We start from the raw sequence: 16,558 nt of genomic DNA on the forward strand, positions 1-16,558 counted from the left end.
CGTCAATGAGCAATATCCGAGTAGGCGTCAACGGTTACGGGGTCATCGGCAAGCGCGTCGCCGACGCCGTGTTGTTGCAGCCCGACATGGAACTCGTCGGCGTCGCCGACATCGCGACCGACTGGCGCATCCAGTCTGCGGCCAACCGTCTGCCGCTCTTCGCCTCCACTGCGGATGCCCAGGCGGCGATGGCGGCCGCCGGGCTGCGGCCGCTGGGCACCCTCGATGAGTTGTTGGAGCGATCAGACATCATCGTCGACACCACGCCCAAGCACGTGGCGGCCGGCAATCTGGAGCGCTATCGCACGGCAGGGGTCAAGGCGGTATTCCAGGGCGGCGAATCCCACGCGACCACCGGCCACTCGTTCGTCGCGCAGGCGAACTACGAGAGCGCACTCGGCCGCGACACCACCCGGGTGGTGTCGTGCAATACGACAAGCATCGTCCGGGTGCTGGGGGCACTCGACGGGGCGGGATTGCTCCGGCGCGCGCGCGGCGTGCTCATCCGCCGCGCCACCGATCCCTGGGAATCACACCTCGGCGGCATCATGAACACGATGGTCCCGGAACCCACCATCCCCTCGCATCAGGGCCCGGACGCGCAGACCGTGCTGCCGGGCCTCGACCTGGTCACCATCGCCGCCAAGGGCGCCCACACCCAGACCCACAACCACTACTGGACGCTTCAGCTGACACGAGAGGCGTCCCGGGACGAGGTGCTGGACGCCCTTCGTGCCGCACCACGGATAGCGTTCATCCGGATGTCCGACGGACTGGTCGCGCTCAACTCCACGATCGAGCTGATGCGGGACCTCGGCCGGCCACGCGGCGACATGTGGGAGGTGGCCGTGTGGGAGGACCTCGTCACCGTGCAGGGCGATGAGGCGTTCCTGACGTATCAGGTCTACAACGAGGCCATCGTCGTGCCGGAGACGATCGACGCGATCCGGGCGCTGACCGGCGCGGCGCCGGATGCCGCGACCTCGATGAAGATCACCGACGACACCCTCGGCATGCAAAGCGACTTCCTCAGGCCCGCCGAGAGCCCGCGATGAGGCCCACGCGGGCCCCGGCTTCTCCGGACATCCCCGCGTCGACAGGGAACTCATCGCCCGCCCTGCGCAACCCGAAGACGTGGCGGATGTTGTGGGTGACCTTCGCCTGGGGCTCCTGCTTCGTCGCCATCAGCATCGGACTGCAGGACGCTCCGTTGTTGTGGCTTGCCGCACTTCGAGCGCTGGTCGCGGGCGCCGCGGTGTTGCTGGTCGCCACGGTGCGACGCGCGCCATACCCCCGCGGTCCGCGGCCGTGGATGCTGATCGTCACCCTGGGACTCGTCAACGTCGCGCTGGCTTACGCGGCCATGTTCGGCGGAATCATCGGACTCTCGACCGGGGCAGCGTCGGTGCTCGCCAACGCCCAGCCGCTGCTCATCCTCCTGCCGGCCTGGTTGTTCTTTCGTGAATCTCCCACGTGGCCGACTTTCGCGGCGATGCTCGTCGGTTTCGCCGGCCTCCTGTTGGTCGCCATTCCGTCCGGTTTCGGTACCGGGGCGTGGCTGTCGCTGACATCGGCGGCAGCTGTCACAGCAGGCACCCTGATCGCCCGCGTCGTCGACGCCGATCCGTTCGTCGTCGCCGCCTGGCAGCTTCTCATCGGCGGAGCCGTACTCGCGCTGGTGGCCGCCGTCGTCGAAGGGCCGCCCGCGATCGACTGGGGGGTGCGCTTCGTCGTCGTGCTGCTGTACCTGGCGCTCGTGGGAACGGCCGCGACCAACGTCGCCTGGCTCGTCGAAGTCCGGCAGGCGCCGCTGGGCATCCTCACCACTTGGACGCTTCTGGTGCCGGTCTTCGGCATGACGTTGTCGGTCGTACTCCTGCAGGAGCGGCAGAGCGCGGTGGGCTGGGTCGGGACCGCCGCCGTGATTGCGTCGATGGCCTTCCTCATCGTCGTGTCGAAATTGCGGCAGCCCGTCGCGGAGCGAGAGAGTCGGCCATGAACCCCACCGCGGCACGCTCTCGGCAGATCCGGGCCATCCTCCGCAGACACAGCCTCGGCTTCCTCGTCGGCGTCATCGGCGCTGGTTCGCTCGTGCCGTTCCATCACGGACTCCTCGGTCATCGACGACGAGACCGGTCGTACGCCACCCCTGAGCACCTTCGGCTGGTGCTGGAGGAGCTCGGGCCGGCGTTCGTCAAGCTCGGTCAGATTCTCTCCACCCGCGGCGACCTCCTGCCACCCGACTTCATCACCGAGCTCGCCAAGCTTCAGGACGCGGCCCCGCCCGTCGATATCGACGAGATCCGCCAGACCATCCACGCGGAGCTGGGCGCCGAACCGGAGATGCTCTTCGCGTGGTTCGATCCCGAGCCGCTCGCCTCCGCTTCCATCGGGCAGGCTCATGCCGCGACGCTGAGGGACGGCACGTCGGTCGTCGTGAAGGTGCGACGGCCCGGAGTCGTCGCCCAGGTAGAGGAAGATCTCGAGATCTTGCAGAGCCTCGCGGCCCGAGCCACCCAGAGTTGGGACTTCGCGCGCGACTATGACCTGCCGGGGATCGCCGCGGAATTCGCCGTCAGCCTCCGCGCGGAACTCGACTATCTGCAGGAAGGCCGGAATGCAGAGCGGATCCGGGCGAACTTCGCGGCGGACGACGGCGTCGTCGTCCCGAGGGTCTTCTGGGAGATGACGACGAAGAGCGTCATCACCCTCGAGCGGATGACGGGAATCAAGGTCAACGATCTCATCGCCCGTCACGATTCACGAGCCCACCTCCTGCGGCCATGCTCCGGCCTCCGGAGAAGCTGCCGAGGGTTCGCAGCAGTTCACGGGGCATTGGAGTCGGCTCCTGTCCCCCGATGCCCGGCCACCGACGTGACCCGGCGGATCCCGACAAGTCGACTCACCACCGGAAAACCGGTCGCGAGCGGCTGGGCCGGCGGGCGCGCTGCGCGACGGGCACGCTCGAGCGCGACGACGACGCGCGCCGCCAGGAACCCAGCGACGACGAGCACCACCGCGCTGAACGCAAACCACATCCCGGTCGTCGGGGTGGGCGGTGCCGAGACGGCGGCCGAGAGCCCGCCCGACGCCAGGATCGAGACCGCGATCAGCACCCACAGCGACCGGTGCGCCCGCCGAAGCGGCGACGCCGGGGGCCGGCGGAGCCCCTCGGGACGGCTCACAGGTGGACCTCCGTCGGCGTGACCGCCAGGAGGACGGTGAGCACCACCAGTACCGCGAGGAGCACGAGAGCGACCCCCATCGCCACCGGCCGACGGCGCCACCAGCGTTTCGGATTCCGGTCGACGAACGGCAGAATCGCGAGCAGCGAGAAGAACGCCAGCTCACCCCACACGATCGCGGACAGGCCGAACCAGTTCTCCAGCGTGAACGGCCACCAGAACATCCATGGCGGCTTGGTGATCTCGATTCCGGGAACCGGAGTCGACCCCAGCGGAGCGGGGAGGAGCACCGCCAGGATGCCGAGGATCCCGGTGAGTGCGATCCCGAAAGCGACCAGTCGGCGAATGTGGTGGGTGAACGGCTTGGTCGGTTCAGCCTCGGCGGCCTGCTCGGTCGACGTGCCGGCCGGGAGGAGCGGGTGCGGCGACATCCGGTGCCGCTTGACGAGCAGGAAATGCAGCACGACAAGCACGAGGATGATGCCGGGGATGATGACCACATGCGCTCCGTACAGGCGCAGCAGGATGGAGATCTGACCCGCGAACTCCGGCGAGAACCAGAAGCCCAGACCGCCGAGCAGGGAGCCGATCTCGACGTTGTGCCCGAGCGCTTCGAAACCTTCCTGATCCCACTTGAGCACCGTGCCGGTGAAGATCGCGAACGTGACAAGACCCAGCATCCCGACCCCGATGAGCCAGTTGCCCTCCCGTGGCTTCTTGTAGGAACCGGTCAAGAAGATCCGGATCATGTGCAGCAGCGCACTGACGTACATCGCCTGCGATGCCCAGAAGTGCACGCCGCGGATCAGACTGCCGCCCCAGACCTCCGTCTCGATCGTCCGGATGGACTGGTTGGCGGTTTCCGGCATCGGGGAATAGAACTGGACCAGCAGGATGCCCGACCCGATCAGCAAGAAGAAGCTGATCGCGGTGATTCCCCCGAGCGTCCAGGCGAAGCGATTGGCGTGTTCCGGCACCGGATAGGCCAACGCTGAAATGCCGAGTCGTTCATCGAGGACATCCAGAGCCCGACGAGATCGGCTACGGGTTACTCGATCGCTCACGGCGACGGGAGTCCCCGGTCCAGTTGACGTCATGATTCCTCCTGGGTCGATGCGGCGTCGCCGCGGGTGCCTTTAGCAGCTGTGATCTCGCGCCTGAGCTCTCGAAGGCTCTCGTGCGGTCGGAAGATCACGGCGAGCGCGATGCCGACGGCAGCCACGATGACGGAGAGAACGAGGAAGAACCAGTCCGTCACCGACAGCGCTCCTCGGGGCGGCAGAGGCGCGAGCATCACTGTTGTGCCGCTCTCTTCGCCGATCGCGGGCTCCAGGGCGGCGACCGCCTCGGCGATCGACTCCTGCAACAGGGTTCGCGCCTCCTCGGCCTGTCCCGCTTCGAGGCTGATCGCGGCCCGTTCCAGCGTCTGAACGTCGACCCCGTCTTGGTCCTCCGCCGAGAGCGCATCATCGACCATGGCCAGCGCCTGAGCGGTTCCGTCCGGACCGGGGTCGTTGACGAGGAAACTCAGCGCCTGCAACACCATGACGTAGCCCTCGTCGACCGACTGGCCGCCGTCCGCCCGTGCCGGGGATGCCATCACGACGCTACCGAGGAGCACAAGAGCGGCGACTGCGGTTGCTGCCAGGCGGGATCTCATGCTCGCCTTTCGCGCCGAGGGCCCTGCCCCTGTCGGACCCGTGCGGCGGCGGGGTACCCGCATCACCGTTCCCCCTCGCCGGGGGAGCCCGTGCCGCCCAAGTTCTCCACTCGTTCGCGGTACTGCTGGGTGGTGAGCTCGCCGCGCGCGTACCGCTCGGCGAGGATCTGTTTCGGCATGGACATCGTCGGTACCGTCACGGTCGGGCCGGACCTGGTCGAGGCCGCCAAACTGCGGACCAGGAACACGACGAGAACCACGATTCCGACGAGGACGAGGCCGCCAACCAGCCACATCCAGCCCCAGCCGTCATATCCGTATCCCCACATCATGATGGTGCCTCCTCAGCGTTGGTGATCGTCCGAGGGGCTGTGGTTGCAGCCCCTCACGGAGGCAACGATTCTCCAAACGCGAGCTGCGCACTAAGGCCTTAGGTCCTCCCGTGCGGGAGTTTCCGTGATTTCGGGTCGCAGCCCTGATCGCAGCCCTGATCGCAGCCTGATTACAGCCCTGATCGCAGCCCTGAGGGCTCAGATCCGTCCGCTTTGTCGACGTGTCGGATTTCCGGGCGGTTGGTCCCCGATTGTTCTCCGTTGGTCAGCACTCGTAGCCCCGGCGTCGTCCCCGGGCCGACCGACTTCGACTCCGGCCAAGATGTGCCCTCTGATCAGGCAATTTTGTCGGGCTGACAGGATTTGAACCTGCGACCCCCTGACCCCCAGTCAGGTGCGCTACCAAGCTGCGCCACAGCCCGTGGCATCGCGCCGCTCCCCAACAGCGGAGTGCGGCACGGCCTCCTACTCTAGCCGACCTCGCGGGGGCACCCGCGCGAGCCGATCCGATGTCGGTGGTTGCCGCTTGTCTATCACCGTGGTCACCTTCCGCGACGAGCCCTCGAGCGACGATTTCGCTCGCCTCGAAGCGCGCATGGATGCCGATGCCGGCGTGATCGACGCGATCGTCGCAGCCGACCGGATGATCGCCTCCATCACCGCCGCGAAGCTCGAGCTCATCGAGTTCGCCCACCTCACTCAGGTCGGCCCGATGCCGCATGCACTGGCGGAGCGGGAGTTCCGCGCCGAACTAGCGACGGCCCTGCGCATCTCGGAACGCAGCGCCGAGACTCTCATCGACGAGGCCGAGATCCTCGCCCGCTACCTGCCCTCGACCCGCGCCGCCCTCGCCGAAGGGCGCATCACGCCCCGCCATGCCAGCATCCTCATCGACGAGCTCGGCAACCTCGACGACGACGAACGTGCCGAGCTCGAGCAGCGCATGCTCGATGCAGCCGATCAGTCGGCGACGTCGTTCCAGCGTGCCGTGAAGCGCCTGCGCGAAACCCGGGATGCCGACCAGGCGATCGATCGGCATCGCCGAGCATTCGAGAAGCGAGACGTCACCACGCAGCCCGGGCGCGACGGGATGGGCTGGCTTGTCGTGCATCTGCCGGCGCCCGAGCTTCTGGCGATCGACAGCCGGCTCGACGACCACGCGCGTGGGCTCGCCCGACTCAGCGCCGACGGGCGCACCATGGCACAGTTGCGCGCCGACGCATTTGTCGACGTGATGCTCGACCGCGACAGCCGCGACTCACGCCGCTTCGGGGATGCCAAACCGACCGTCGTCGTCACTGTCCCGATCTCGGTGCTGATGGGGGCATCCGACACCTTCGCCGAACTCGTCGGCTACGGCCCGATCGACGCTGCGACGGCCCGTGAACTGACCGCCCAAGCGCCGGTGCTGCGCCGCATGTTCACCGACCCGCGCGACGACGCGATCCTCGCTCTCGGCCGCACACGTTACCGGGTCACCGAAGACCTGCGGCTCTTTCTCGCTGTGCGCGACGGTCGCTGCCGGTTTGTTGGCTGCTTCCGTCGCGCGGCGGCCTGCGATGTCGACCACAAGGATGACTGGGCCGAGGGCGGCCACACCGACGACTGCAACCTCGGGCACCTGTGTCGCGGCCACCACACCCTCAAACACCAGACGCGCTGGCGCATCGAGGCGATCCACCCCGACGGCACCGTCGACTGGGTGTCCCCGACCGGTCGACGACATCGATCACGACCGGCTCGAGCAGTCGCCACCCGCACCACTGAACAGGTCGGGGCCGACCCGCCCTAGGCGCAAGCGCGCGTTGACGGGGCGGCATCCTCCCCCGCCCCGACAGCGAGTGACGACGCGAGCACTCCGGCGCCCGCACCCAGCAGACCCCAGAACACCCCCCAGCGGTGCTTGCCGATGACCGCATCCACCGAGAGCGGGCCCGGCCCGTCGAATCGCAGAAGAAGTCGACCGATTCCCATACTTCGAGTCTGCGCGGCCCGATGAGATCGCACAGGGGGGTGGCGTCAGACGTCGAATAGTGAAAGGGTGCGACCCCGCCCGATTTCGATCGCCGGCCAGTTCGCGCTCGAGCAGGATTGAGGAAGCCCGCGTCATCGGTGCGCCTGAGAACAACTCAAGAACATCAGTGTCGACATCCCCAAGCGCTGGCTGACGGTGTTCACGGGCGTGTCCGGGTCGGGCAAGTCGAGCCTCGTCTTCAGCACCATCGCCGCCGAATCTCAGCGGCTGCGCGACAAGGGCAACACGATACTGGTCGTCGAACACAAGCCCGAGATGATCGAGCTCGCCGACCACGTCGTCGACCTCGGGCCGCGCGCGGGCACGAAGGGCGGCGAGATCCAGTTCGAAGGCACCGTCGAGGCCCTGCGCGCCAGCGACACCCTCACCGGCCGCCACCTCGACGACCGCGCGAAACTGAAGGGTCTCGGTCGACCGGCCTGCACCTCGCGGACGTGCAGCAATTGCTCGGGTTGCTCGACCGGCTCGTCGAGGCCGGCAAGTCGGTGATCGTCATCGAGCACCACCAAGCGGTGATGGCGCACGCCGACTGGATCGTCGACATCGGCCCCGGTGCCGGCCACGACTGCGGAAAGGTCGTCTTCGAAGGCACCCCTGCCGGACTGGTGAAGGCGTAGAAGACCCTCACAGGCCAACACCTTGCGGAATTCGTGGGTGCGTAGTGTCTCGACACGCGGCCTTCGGCCGTTACTCGACCACCGAGACTAGATGCCCTGGTAGATGTCGAGGATCGTGGGTGCACCCTCGGGCGCCGGCACGACCTCGATCCCGTCGCCGGCACTCACTGAACCCGTCGACACGACCCGCAGGTAGGCACCGAGACGGCGGGCATCCGAGAAGCGGCGCACCCAGCCGCTGTTCTCCTCCCCCATCCAGCGCGCGAACGTCATGCACGGGGTTCGTGGCACCGTCACCTCGAGCACGACCTTCTCGCCGATCTTCCAACGCTCCCCCACGCGGGCGTTGCTGACCTCGAGCCCCGCGACCCGCAGGTTCTCGCCGAACAGACCGGGCGGGATGTCGCGGCCGAGCTGCTCGGCCCACCAATCGGCATCCTCGGCGGCGTAGGCGTAGACGGCCTTCGCTTCGCCGCCGTGATGCTTGCGGTCGGCCTGCACGTCGGCGTAGAGCCCGAGTTTGCCCACCTTCACCGGGCCGTCGACCGGCTGCTTGTCGATCGCGGTCGTGCCGACCGTTCCCGCGTCGGGACGGAGGTGTGCGACCACGCACGGTGCGATCAGGCGACCCATGGCACCACCCTAAGCTGAGCGACATGCCCCGTACGACACCGCCCTATCGCGCTGACCAGGTGGGGAGCTTCCTGCGCACGGCCGCCATCAAAGAAGCTCGCGCCCGGCACGAAGCAGGAGAGCTGGATGCGGCTGAGCTGCGCCGCATCGAAGATCAGGAGATCATCGACCTGATCCGCGAACAGGAGAAGGCAGGCCTGCAGCTCGCGACCGACGGGGAGTTCCGCCGGTCGTGGTGGCACTTCGACTTCATCGGCCTGCTCGAAGGGGTCGAGATCGTCGAAATCGACCACGGCATCCAGTTCCAGGGTGTGCAGACCAAGCCGAAGAGCCCGGCGATCGTCGGCAAGATCGGTTTCCCGGCGAACCACCCGTTCCTCGACCACTTCGCCTTCGTCGCGGCGAACACGACGGTCACGCCGAAGATGACGATCCCGTCGCCGACGGTGCTGCACTGGCGCGCCGAATCGTCGGGCATCGACTCGGCCTTCTATCCCGACCGTGACGCGATGCTCGACGACCTCGCCGCCGCCTACCGTGCCGCTGTGCAGGCGTTCTACGACGCCGGATGCCGCTACCTGCAGTTCGACGACACCACCTGGGCCTACCTGTGCTCTCAGGCCGAGATCGAGAAGGCCGCCGCTCGCGGGGTCGATGTCGAGGGAATCGCCGACAAGTACGTGAAACTCATCAACGACTCGATCCGCGACAAGCCCGCCGACATGGTCATCACCACCCACGTCTGTCGCGGCAACTTCAAGTCGACGTGGATCTCCTCGGGCGGCTACGAGCCGGTCGCCGAGCACCTGCTCGCCGGCTGCGACTACGACGGGTACTTCCTCGAGTACGACACGGAACGCGCGGGAGGGTTCGAGCCGCTGCGCTTCCTGCCCGAGGGCGACAAGATCGTCGTGCTCGGCCTCATCACCTCCAAGAGCGGCGACCTCGAAGACCCCGACGACGTCAAGAAGCGCATCGCCGAGGCCGGCGAATTCGTCGCCCTCGACCAGCTCGCGCTGAGCCCGCAATGCGGGTTCGCCTCCACCGAGGAGGGCAACGTGCTCACGGAAGAGCAGCAGTGGGCGAAGATGCGCGAGATCGTTGGGTTGGCCGACGAGGTCTGGGGCTAGCCCTGGCTCACGCCGCCCGGAAGCGGTAGGCATACAGCCGGTACGGCAGCCGCAGCATCCCGTCGGCTCCCGCGACCCGCTCGCCGAGAGCCGCAACGGCATCCAACATCTTTCGGCGGTCGGCCTCGGAGGCCGTGATCACGAAGCCGTGTGTCGCGGCCAGGTCGACGAGTGTCGCCACGTCGATCGTCGATATCCACTGGAACTCCCGCATCGCATCGAACTCGAGCGGCTCGGTCACCACCGGTCCGCCCGCTTCCAGCATCAGCTCGTCGGCGCTCTGATGACCGAGGATGCCGGCGAGCTCCGCGACCCACGGCTCGCGGGCATCTCGGATGTTCCAGAACAGTCCCAGCACCCCACCCGGCCGCAGGATACGCGCAACTTCGGTGCTGCCCCGGGGTGGATCTACCCAGTGCCAGGACTGCCCGAACGTCACCGCGTCGAAGGTTGCGTCGTCGAACGGCAGCTGCTCGGCGGTGCCCGTGACGGTCGTCACCTCCGGGTGCTTCGCCGACAGCACCGCGAGCATTCCCGGGTCGGGATCGACGGCGGTGACCTCACGACCCGGGGCGAGCAGGGCATCAGTGAGCTTGCCCGTACCGGTGCCGACGTCGGCGATCCTGAGTCCTCCAGAGGCAGGTGCCGTGGCGGGAAGGAACCAGTCGACGGCCTCCGCAGGGTAGCCCGGGCGCACCCGCTCGTACAGTTCGGCGATACTGCCGAAGTTGCGTGCGCGAGCGGCGGTCCAGGCTGCCATGCGACAAGCATCCGCCGCGAACCTCAGAAGTCGCAGGGTATGGCCCCGGGTGCTAGCTAACGCTCAGCGCTTGCGCTTCTCGCGCACGCGCATATTGACGACGATCGGGGTTCCCTCGAAGCCGTACACCTCGCGAAGGCGGCGCTGGATGAAGCGGCGATAGCCCGGGTCGAGGAAGCCCGTCGTGAACAGCACGAACGTCGGCGGGCGAGTCGCGGCTTGGGTGCCGAACAGGATGCGCGGCTGCTTGCCGCCACGAACCGGGTGCGGGTGCTCGGCCGTGAGTTCGGCCAGCAGTGCGTTGAACTTGCCGGTCGGGATGCGCATGTCCCACGAGTTCAGCGCCGTCTCGAGCGCCGGCACCAGCTTCTCGAGGTGACGCCCGGTGCGGGCCGAGATGTTGACCCGCGGCGCCCAGGCGACATGCGCGAGGTCTTGCTCGATCTCGCGCTCCAGATACCGGCGGCGCTCGTCGTCGAGCAGGTCCCACTTGTTGAACGCGAGCACGAGCGCGCGCCCCGACTCGAGCACGAGTTCGACGATGCGCAGGTCCTGCGTCGAGACCGGTTCGGTGACGTCGAGGACGACGACGGCGATCTCGGCCTTCTCAAGGGCCGCCGTGGTGCGCAGCGACGCGTAGAAGTCGGCGCCGTGTTGGAGGTGCACCCGCTTGCGGATGCCGGCGGTGTCGACGAAGGTCCAGATCTTTCCCGCGAGTTCGATGTTCTCGTCGACGGGATCGCGGGTGGTGCCTGCCGTCGGGTCGACGACGACCCGCTCCTCGCCGGCTGCCTTGTTGAGCAACGAACTCTTGCCGACGTTCGGGCGGCCGAGGATCGCGACCCGACGCGGGCCGCCGATCTCCTGCTTGGCGACCGCCGACACGGCGGGCAGCAGCTTCATGACCTCGTCGAGCACGTCGGCGACACCGCGACCATGGATCGCCGAGACGGGCCACGGCTCGCCGAGCCCGAGGCTCCACAATTCGGCCGCCAGCGTGTCCTTCACCGCGTCGTCGGACTTGTTGGCGACGAGAATCACCGGGCGCTTCGAGGCGCGCAGCATCCGCACGACGTGCTCGTCGGTCGCCGTGGCGCCGACGTTGATGTCGACGACGAACAGCACCGCGTCGGCGAGATCGACCGCGACCTCGGCCTGGGCCGCGACGGAGGCGTTGATGCCCTTCGCGTCGGGCTCCCAGCCACCGGTGTCGACGACGGTGAAGCGCCGACCCGCCCACTCCGACTTGTACGCGACCCGGTCGCGCGTGACGCCCGGCACGTCTTCGACCACCGCTTCGCGGCGACCGAGGATGCGGTTGACGAGCGCCGACTTGCCGACGTTGGGCCGGCCGACGATCGCGAGCACCGGCAGAGCCGGCAGGTAGACGATGCCGTCGACGCCCTCCGTGGCCGCCTCGAGTAGCTCGAGGTCGTCGTCTTCGAGTTCGTAGTCGAGCAGGCCGGCACGAAGCGACGCCGCGCGCTGCTCGGCGACATCCTCGTCGAGGTCGCCGAGCCGGGTCACCAGTTCGGGGTCGAGCTCGGCCTCGAAATCTGCCTCTTCAGCGCCAGCGTCGGGGTCGCCCGGGGTGGTCGTATCGGTCATCGTGCTGCCTCCACCAGGTCGAGCACGGCCGTGACGGTCTGCTCGAAGTCCAGGTTGGTCGAATCCAGGGTCGTGACGCCGTCTGCCGCCGACAAGAAGTCGACGACGGCGGCATCCTTGCGGTCACGGTCGCGCAGCTGCGTCGCGGTGCTCGCGTGTTCGGGGGTGAGTTCGCGCGACCGTCGGGCGATGCGCACGTCTTCGTCGGCGGTCAGCAGGATGCGCACCTCGGCATCCGGGGCGACGACGGTCGTGATGTCGCGACCCTCGACCACGATGCCGGCTTCGCGGCTCGCCGCGATCATCGCGCGGAACATCTCGGTGAGCCGCACGCGCACCTCGGGGATCCGCGCGACGTCGCTGACGACGGCGGTGATGCGCGGCTCGCGGATCGCGGAGGTCACGTCGGTCGCACCGACCGTCACGATCGTGTCACCGGGGGTGGGAATCGTCGCGTACTCGAGTTCGTCGACCAACCGGATCACCGCATCCCGGTCATCGATGTCGACGCCGCGTTCGAGCGCGAGCCAGGTGAGGGCGCGGTAGGCGGCGCCGGTGTCGAGAAAATCGAAACCGAGCCGGGATGCCGCCGCGCGACTCACGCTCGATTTGCCGCTTCCGGCCGGGCCGTCGACCGCCACCACGACCCCGGTCATGACGGTCCCCCGGGTTCACGCCCGCCGGGGGCGAGTTCCCAGCCGCGTTGTTCGAGTGCCTCGGCGAGACGTGCCGCCGCTTCGGGCACGACGGCGATCTCAGCGAAGCCGATCTGTGCACCCGGGGAGTGTTCGAGGCGGAGGTCTTCCATGTTGACCCCCTCCTCGCCGATCTCGGTGAGCAGCCGGGCGAGTTCGCCGGGCGCGTCGGCGACCTGCACCACGAGGGTCTCGTAACGCGCGTCACTGCCGTGCTTGCCGGGAATGCGGGCGACGCCCTGGTTGCCGCGGGTGAGCATCGCCGCGAGTCGCGTCGGTGCGCCCGGAGCGTCGGGGTCGTCGAGCGCCGCGACGACGCCGTCGAGGTCGTCACGGAAGGCGCGCAACACCTCGGCGACGGGTGCGGCGTTCGCTCCGAGAATCTGAATCCAGAGTTCCGGGTCGCTGGCGGCGATGCGGGTCGTGTCGCGCAGCCCCTGCCCGGCGAGGGCGGCAACCGCGGCGGTGCCGCCGAGCAGCCGTGCCGCGAGCAACGACGCCACCACCTGAGGCACGTGGGAGACGAGAGCGACGCCGCGGTCATGCTCGTCGGGGCTCAGTCGGATCGGCGTCGAGCCGAGGTCGAGGGCGAGACTCTCGAGCACGCGTTCCTGTGCGGGTGTCGTCAGCACGTGCGGCGCGATCACCCAGGGCCGACCGAGGAAGATGTCGGCGCGCGCGGCCATCGCTCCCCCGCGCTCGCGCCCCGCCATCGGATGCGAGCCGAGGTAGCGCGAGGTGTCGGCGCCACGGGTTTCGAGATCGGCGAGAATGCCCGACTTGACGCTCGCGACATCCGTGACGAGAGCCGCCGGGTTGGCCGCGAGTTCGGCAGCCACGAGTTCCGCCGTCGAGTCGGGCGACACCGCGACGATCACGAGAGTCGGCTCGTCGCCCGGCACGGCCTCGCGACCCGCGCCGTAGTCGATCGCGAGCCGCAGAGCCGCAGGCGACCGATTCGACAGAATCACGTCGACACCGAGGTGCCGCAGGGCGAGGCCGATGCTCGTACCGAGAAGCCCGGTGCCGACGACGCGCACAGAGCCTGCGAGGCGTGCAGCGTTCATCGGAATCAATCCAGGGTGTCGGAGGACGGAGAGGGGTGGGGCTCACGCGCGAGAGTCAGCAGCTGCCCGAGTTCCAGCTTACCGAGGTCACGGCTCTGTCCCGACCCGAGAGTGCCCAGATGCAAGGGGCCGAACTGGCGGCGCACCAGGTCCAGCACCGGGTGACCCACGGCATCCAGCATGCGGCGCACGATGCGGTTGCGCCCGGAGTGCAGCGTGATCTCGACGATGCTGCGGTCTGTCGATGGTTCCCCGATGAGACGCGCCTTGTCGGCGCGGATCGGGCCGTCTTCCAGGTCGAAACCCTCGCGCAGCTTCTTGAGAGCGGCCGGGTAGACGACGCCCTGCACGGTGGCGATGTAGGTCTTCTCGACGCCGAACGACGGATGCGCGAGCACCTGGGCGAGATCACCGTCGTTGGTGAGGATGAGCAGGCCGCTCGTGTCGGCGTCGAGTCGGCCGACGTTGAACAGCCGCTCCTCGTACGCCGCGGTGAACTCCCGCAGGTCGCGCTGCCCGCGGTCGTCGGCCATCGACGACACCACCCCGACCGGCTTGTTGAGCATGACGTAGCGCTTCGAGACATCCAATTGCACCGCCTGGCCGTCGACGGCGACGAGATCCACGGCGGGGTCGACTCGCGATCCGAGTTCGGTGACGACGGAGCCGTTCACCGACACGCGGCCCTCGACGATGTACTGCTCGCAGACGCGGCGGGATGCCACCCCGGCCGCGGCAAGCACCTTGTGCAGCCGCTCGCCATCGCTACGTTCGGGTGTCATATGAGGCCGTCGAAACCGTCGCGACCGTCGGCCAGCAACGGCGAGATCGGCGGCAGCTCGTCGAGCGAGTTGATGCCGAGCGAGGTAAGCAGCAGCGGCGTGGTCTCGTAGTGGATCGCGCCCGTCTCGCTGTCGGTGTACGCCTCCTGGATGAGGCCGCGCCCGAGCAGGGTGCGCACCACCGAGTCGACGTTGACGGCGCGGATCGCGGCGACCGAACCCCGACTGATCGGCTGCTTGTAGGCGATCACCGCGAGCGTCTCGAGTGCCGCCTGCGACAGCTTGGTGGGGTTCTGGGTGAGCACGAACTCTTTGACGATGTCGTCGAAGGCCTCGCGCACGTAGATGCGCCAACCGCCCCCGACCTCGCGCAACTCGAAGCCGCGCACCGGGCCGTCGCCCTCGCCGTCGTAGTCGGCGACGAGCCGTTCGATCGACTGGCGCACCGCCGCCATCGGCGAGCCGAGCGCCGTCGCGAGGCTCACCAGCGGCAGGGGTTCGTCGGCGACCATCAGGATCGCTTCGAGCGCGCGTTCCAGGTCGACGGCGGGTCTCGATCCACGCTCGGCTTCGTCGAGCGCACTCGACCCACTACTGGACATCTCAGGCATCGTAATCGGACCCCAGGCTCGCAAGGCTGTCATCGGTCCAATGTTGGGCCGACCAGGTGAGGGTGAGTTCGCCGAGCGGTTCGATCTGCTCGAACGAGATGGCGGAGTGGCGGTAGAGCTCGAGCACCGCCAAGAAGCGCGCGACGATGACGCCGCGCTGGTCGGCACCCGCGATGAGCTGCCGGAAGGTGACCGGCCCGCCGCCGCGCAGCATGGCGACGACGTGGGCGGCCTGCTCCCGGATGCTCACCAGCGGCGCGTGCAGGTGGTCGAGTCCGACGGTCGGGATCTCGCGCGGCGCGAAGGCGAGGGCGGCAAGGGCGGCGAAGTCGCCGAGGCTCAGGGTCCACACCAGATCCGGGGTCTGCCGGCGGTACTTCTCTTCGAGGCGCACGGAGCGCACGTGGCGAGTGGACTCCCCCTCGATCCCCGTGGCGAACCAGGCTGCCGCTTCCTTGAACGCCCGGTACTGCAACAGGCGGGCAAACAGCAGGTCGCGGGCTTCGAGCAGGGCGACGTCTTCGGCATCCACCAGCTCGCCCTGAGGCAGCAGGCCCGCCACCTTCAGGTCGAGCAGCGTCGCCGCGACCAGCAGGAACTCGCTCGCCTGATCCAGTTCGTCTTCGGTGTCGAGGCCCCGCAGATACGAGATGAACTCGTCGGTGACCGTGCTCAACGCGATCTCGGTGATGTCGAGTTCGTGCTTGGCGATCAGCGACAGCAACAGGTCGAAAGGCCCTTCGAAGTTCGAGAGGGTCAGCCGGAAGCCGGCCGGTGCGTCGGGCGCTTCGGCGGCCTCATCCACCGTCACGGAAGCGTCCTGCATGAAACGCGAGCTTAGTTGCCAGAGCTAGGGTCGATTGCGGGAAGGAACCCAGCTCCAGATGCCTCACCGTGCCAACGGCTCCTACGTTTCCAACAGCGACGCGCTCACCACGTGGACGCCGATCGCCCGCAATGCCCTCCTTGAGACGGCGCACACCTACCACGCCGTCCTCACCGACGAGCAGCTTGCCGCGCGGGTGCAGCAGCAGTCGGGAATCGCGCACGACCAGCCCGCGATCACCTGGATGGACAAGTTGCTCGGCCGGGTCTCGGCCGAGGCGCTGCGCCGAGGCGAGCCACCACTCGCTTCGCTGTGTCTGGGCGACACCGACGATCGGGTGAAAGCCGAGCGGCGGCTGGAGTGCTACCGCGCCTACGCCGACGACCTGCCGGCCGACGGCGGCGTCGCCGAGGTTCACCGTCGAGTGGTCGCGCGGCCCACCACCCCGCGCCGCGACCCGCGGCAGCGCGCCACCGCGACCCCGCGCGCTCGGGCGACACCCGTGCCAAGCCTGCGGGAGGTCACCTGCCCGAGCTGCTGGATGATCGTCGCCGCCCGGCCGACCTGTTCGAGCTGCGGCACCTCGCTCGAGGCCTGACACCGGCGACTGCCTCGGG

Annotated in this window: 18 protein-coding genes, 1 tRNA gene and 1 pseudogene; 7 read left to right on the plus strand and 13 right to left on the minus strand. The window is 68.3% G+C overall.

Going from position 1 to position 16,558, the window contains the following annotated elements; translation table 11 throughout:
• Nucleotides 1–5 precede the first annotated feature (5 nt).
• The 3 genes from WBL06_RS03790 to WBL06_RS03800 all read left to right on the plus strand — a co-directional run bounded on the left by WBL06_RS03790 (nt 6) and on the right by WBL06_RS03800 (nt 3,207).
• Nucleotides 6–1,055, plus strand: a complete 1,050-nt coding sequence (locus WBL06_RS03790) for a type II glyceraldehyde-3-phosphate dehydrogenase (RefSeq protein ID WP_424454645.1) — start codon at nt 6–8, stop codon at nt 1,053–1,055.
• Nucleotides 1,056–1,141: 86 nt separating this feature from the next.
• Nucleotides 1,142–1,999, plus strand: a complete 858-nt coding sequence (locus WBL06_RS03795; protein WP_424454646.1) for a DMT family transporter — start codon at nt 1,142–1,144, stop codon at nt 1,997–1,999.
• Nucleotides 1,996–3,207 carry an ABC1 kinase family protein gene (locus tag WBL06_RS03800; protein ID WP_424454647.1) on the plus strand — a complete coding sequence of 404 codons (1,212 nt, stop codon included), beginning with the start codon at nt 1,996–1,998 and terminating at the stop codon, nt 3,205–3,207. The genes WBL06_RS03795 and WBL06_RS03800 overlap by 4 nt, the downstream gene beginning before the upstream one ends.
• Here WBL06_RS03800 and WBL06_RS03805 read toward each other — a convergent pair.
• The 4 genes from WBL06_RS03805 to WBL06_RS03820 form a co-directional block, all read right to left on the minus strand.
• A complete protein-coding gene (locus WBL06_RS03805) occupies nt 3,182–4,162 on the minus strand; it encodes a cytochrome b N-terminal domain-containing protein (protein WP_424454648.1) in 981 nt (326 codons plus the stop codon). The two genes, WBL06_RS03800 and WBL06_RS03805, sit on opposite strands and share 26 nt — an antisense overlap.
• A 116-nt stretch (nt 4,163–4,278) precedes the next feature.
• Nucleotides 4,279–4,845 (minus strand): hypothetical protein, encoded by a 567-nt coding sequence (locus tag WBL06_RS03810; RefSeq protein ID WP_424454649.1) that lies wholly within the window; start codon nt 4,843–4,845, stop codon nt 4,279–4,281.
• Between the two features lie 62 nt (nt 4,846–4,907).
• Nucleotides 4,908–5,177: an SHOCT domain-containing protein gene (locus tag WBL06_RS03815; RefSeq protein ID WP_424454650.1), complete on the minus strand. Its 270-nt coding sequence runs from the start codon at nt 5,175–5,177 to the stop codon at nt 4,908–4,910.
• Between the two features lie 348 nt (nt 5,178–5,525).
• Nucleotides 5,526–5,599: transfer RNA gene (locus tag WBL06_RS03820), tRNA-Pro, on the minus strand.
• Between the two features lie 104 nt (nt 5,600–5,703).
• Between WBL06_RS03820 and WBL06_RS03825 the strand changes: the two genes are divergently transcribed.
• Nucleotides 5,704–6,969 (plus strand): DUF222 domain-containing protein, encoded by a 1,266-nt coding sequence (locus WBL06_RS03825; protein WP_424454651.1) that lies wholly within the window; start codon nt 5,704–5,706, stop codon nt 6,967–6,969.
• On the opposite strand, the gene WBL06_RS03830 is transcribed toward WBL06_RS03825, so the two are convergent.
• Complete coding sequence (locus WBL06_RS03830) at nt 6,966–7,151, minus strand: hypothetical protein (protein WP_424454652.1); 186 nt, start codon at nt 7,149–7,151, stop codon at nt 6,966–6,968. The two genes, WBL06_RS03825 and WBL06_RS03830, sit on opposite strands and share 4 nt — an antisense overlap.
• Before the next feature lie 265 nt (nt 7,152–7,416).
• Here WBL06_RS03830 and WBL06_RS03835 point away from each other — a divergent pair.
• Nucleotides 7,417–7,829, plus strand: a pseudogene (locus WBL06_RS03835) (hypothetical protein); the annotation flags it as partial.
• Between the two features lie 87 nt (nt 7,830–7,916).
• On the opposite strand, the gene WBL06_RS03840 reads toward WBL06_RS03835, so the two are convergent.
• Complete coding sequence (locus WBL06_RS03840) at nt 7,917–8,462, minus strand: MOSC domain-containing protein (protein WP_424454653.1); 546 nt, start codon at nt 8,460–8,462, stop codon at nt 7,917–7,919.
• Nucleotides 8,463–8,485: 23 nt separating this feature from the next.
• Here WBL06_RS03840 and WBL06_RS03845 point away from each other — a divergent pair, with 23 nt between their 5' ends.
• Nucleotides 8,486–9,592 (plus strand): 5-methyltetrahydropteroyltriglutamate--homocysteine S-methyltransferase, encoded by a 1,107-nt coding sequence (locus WBL06_RS03845; protein WP_424454654.1) that lies wholly within the window; start codon nt 8,486–8,488, stop codon nt 9,590–9,592.
• A 7-nt stretch (nt 9,593–9,599) separates the two neighbouring features.
• Here the strand turns inward: WBL06_RS03845 and WBL06_RS03850 are convergent, their stop codons facing one another.
• From WBL06_RS03850 to WBL06_RS03880, 7 genes are all read right to left on the minus strand, one after another.
• Nucleotides 9,600–10,352, minus strand: coding sequence for a class I SAM-dependent methyltransferase (locus WBL06_RS03850; RefSeq protein WP_424454655.1), 753 nt, complete (start codon nt 10,350–10,352; stop codon nt 9,600–9,602).
• Between the two features lie 63 nt (nt 10,353–10,415).
• Nucleotides 10,416–11,960 (minus strand): ribosome biogenesis GTPase Der, encoded by a 1,545-nt coding sequence (gene der / locus WBL06_RS03855; protein WP_424454656.1) that lies wholly within the window; start codon nt 11,958–11,960, stop codon nt 10,416–10,418.
• The gene (gene cmk / locus WBL06_RS03860; protein ID WP_424454657.1) at nt 11,957–12,616 is read right to left on the minus strand and encodes a (d)CMP kinase; all 660 of its coding nucleotides are present in this window, start codon (nt 12,614–12,616) and stop codon (nt 11,957–11,959) included. Before cmk ends, der begins: the two co-directional genes overlap by 4 nt.
• Nucleotides 12,613–13,722, minus strand: a complete 1,110-nt coding sequence (locus WBL06_RS03865) for a prephenate dehydrogenase (protein WP_424454658.1) — start codon at nt 13,720–13,722, stop codon at nt 12,613–12,615. The genes cmk and WBL06_RS03865 overlap by 4 nt, the downstream gene beginning before the upstream one ends.
• A gap of 5 nt (nt 13,723–13,727) precedes the next feature.
• Nucleotides 13,728–14,504, minus strand: a complete 777-nt coding sequence (locus WBL06_RS03870) for a pseudouridine synthase (protein WP_424454659.1) — start codon at nt 14,502–14,504, stop codon at nt 13,728–13,730.
• Nucleotides 14,501–15,106, minus strand: a complete 606-nt coding sequence (scpB, locus tag WBL06_RS03875) for an SMC-Scp complex subunit ScpB (protein ID WP_424454660.1) — start codon at nt 15,104–15,106, stop codon at nt 14,501–14,503. The genes WBL06_RS03870 and scpB overlap by 4 nt, the downstream gene beginning before the upstream one ends.
• 1 nt (nt 15,107) lies before the next feature.
• Nucleotides 15,108–15,941, minus strand: a complete 834-nt coding sequence (locus WBL06_RS03880) for a segregation and condensation protein A (RefSeq protein WP_424454661.1) — start codon at nt 15,939–15,941, stop codon at nt 15,108–15,110.
• Between the two features lie 58 nt (nt 15,942–15,999).
• On the opposite strand from WBL06_RS03880, the gene WBL06_RS03885 reads away from it, so the two are divergent.
• The gene (locus tag WBL06_RS03885) at nt 16,000–16,539 is read left to right on the plus strand and encodes a hypothetical protein (RefSeq protein ID WP_424454662.1); all 540 of its coding nucleotides are present in this window, start codon (nt 16,000–16,002) and stop codon (nt 16,537–16,539) included.
• Nucleotides 16,540–16,558: the final 19 nt, after the last annotated feature.

This window comes from Pseudolysinimonas sp. (genome assembly GCF_049651805.1).
Lineage (GTDB): Bacteria > Actinomycetota > Actinomycetes > Actinomycetales > Microbacteriaceae > Pseudolysinimonas_A.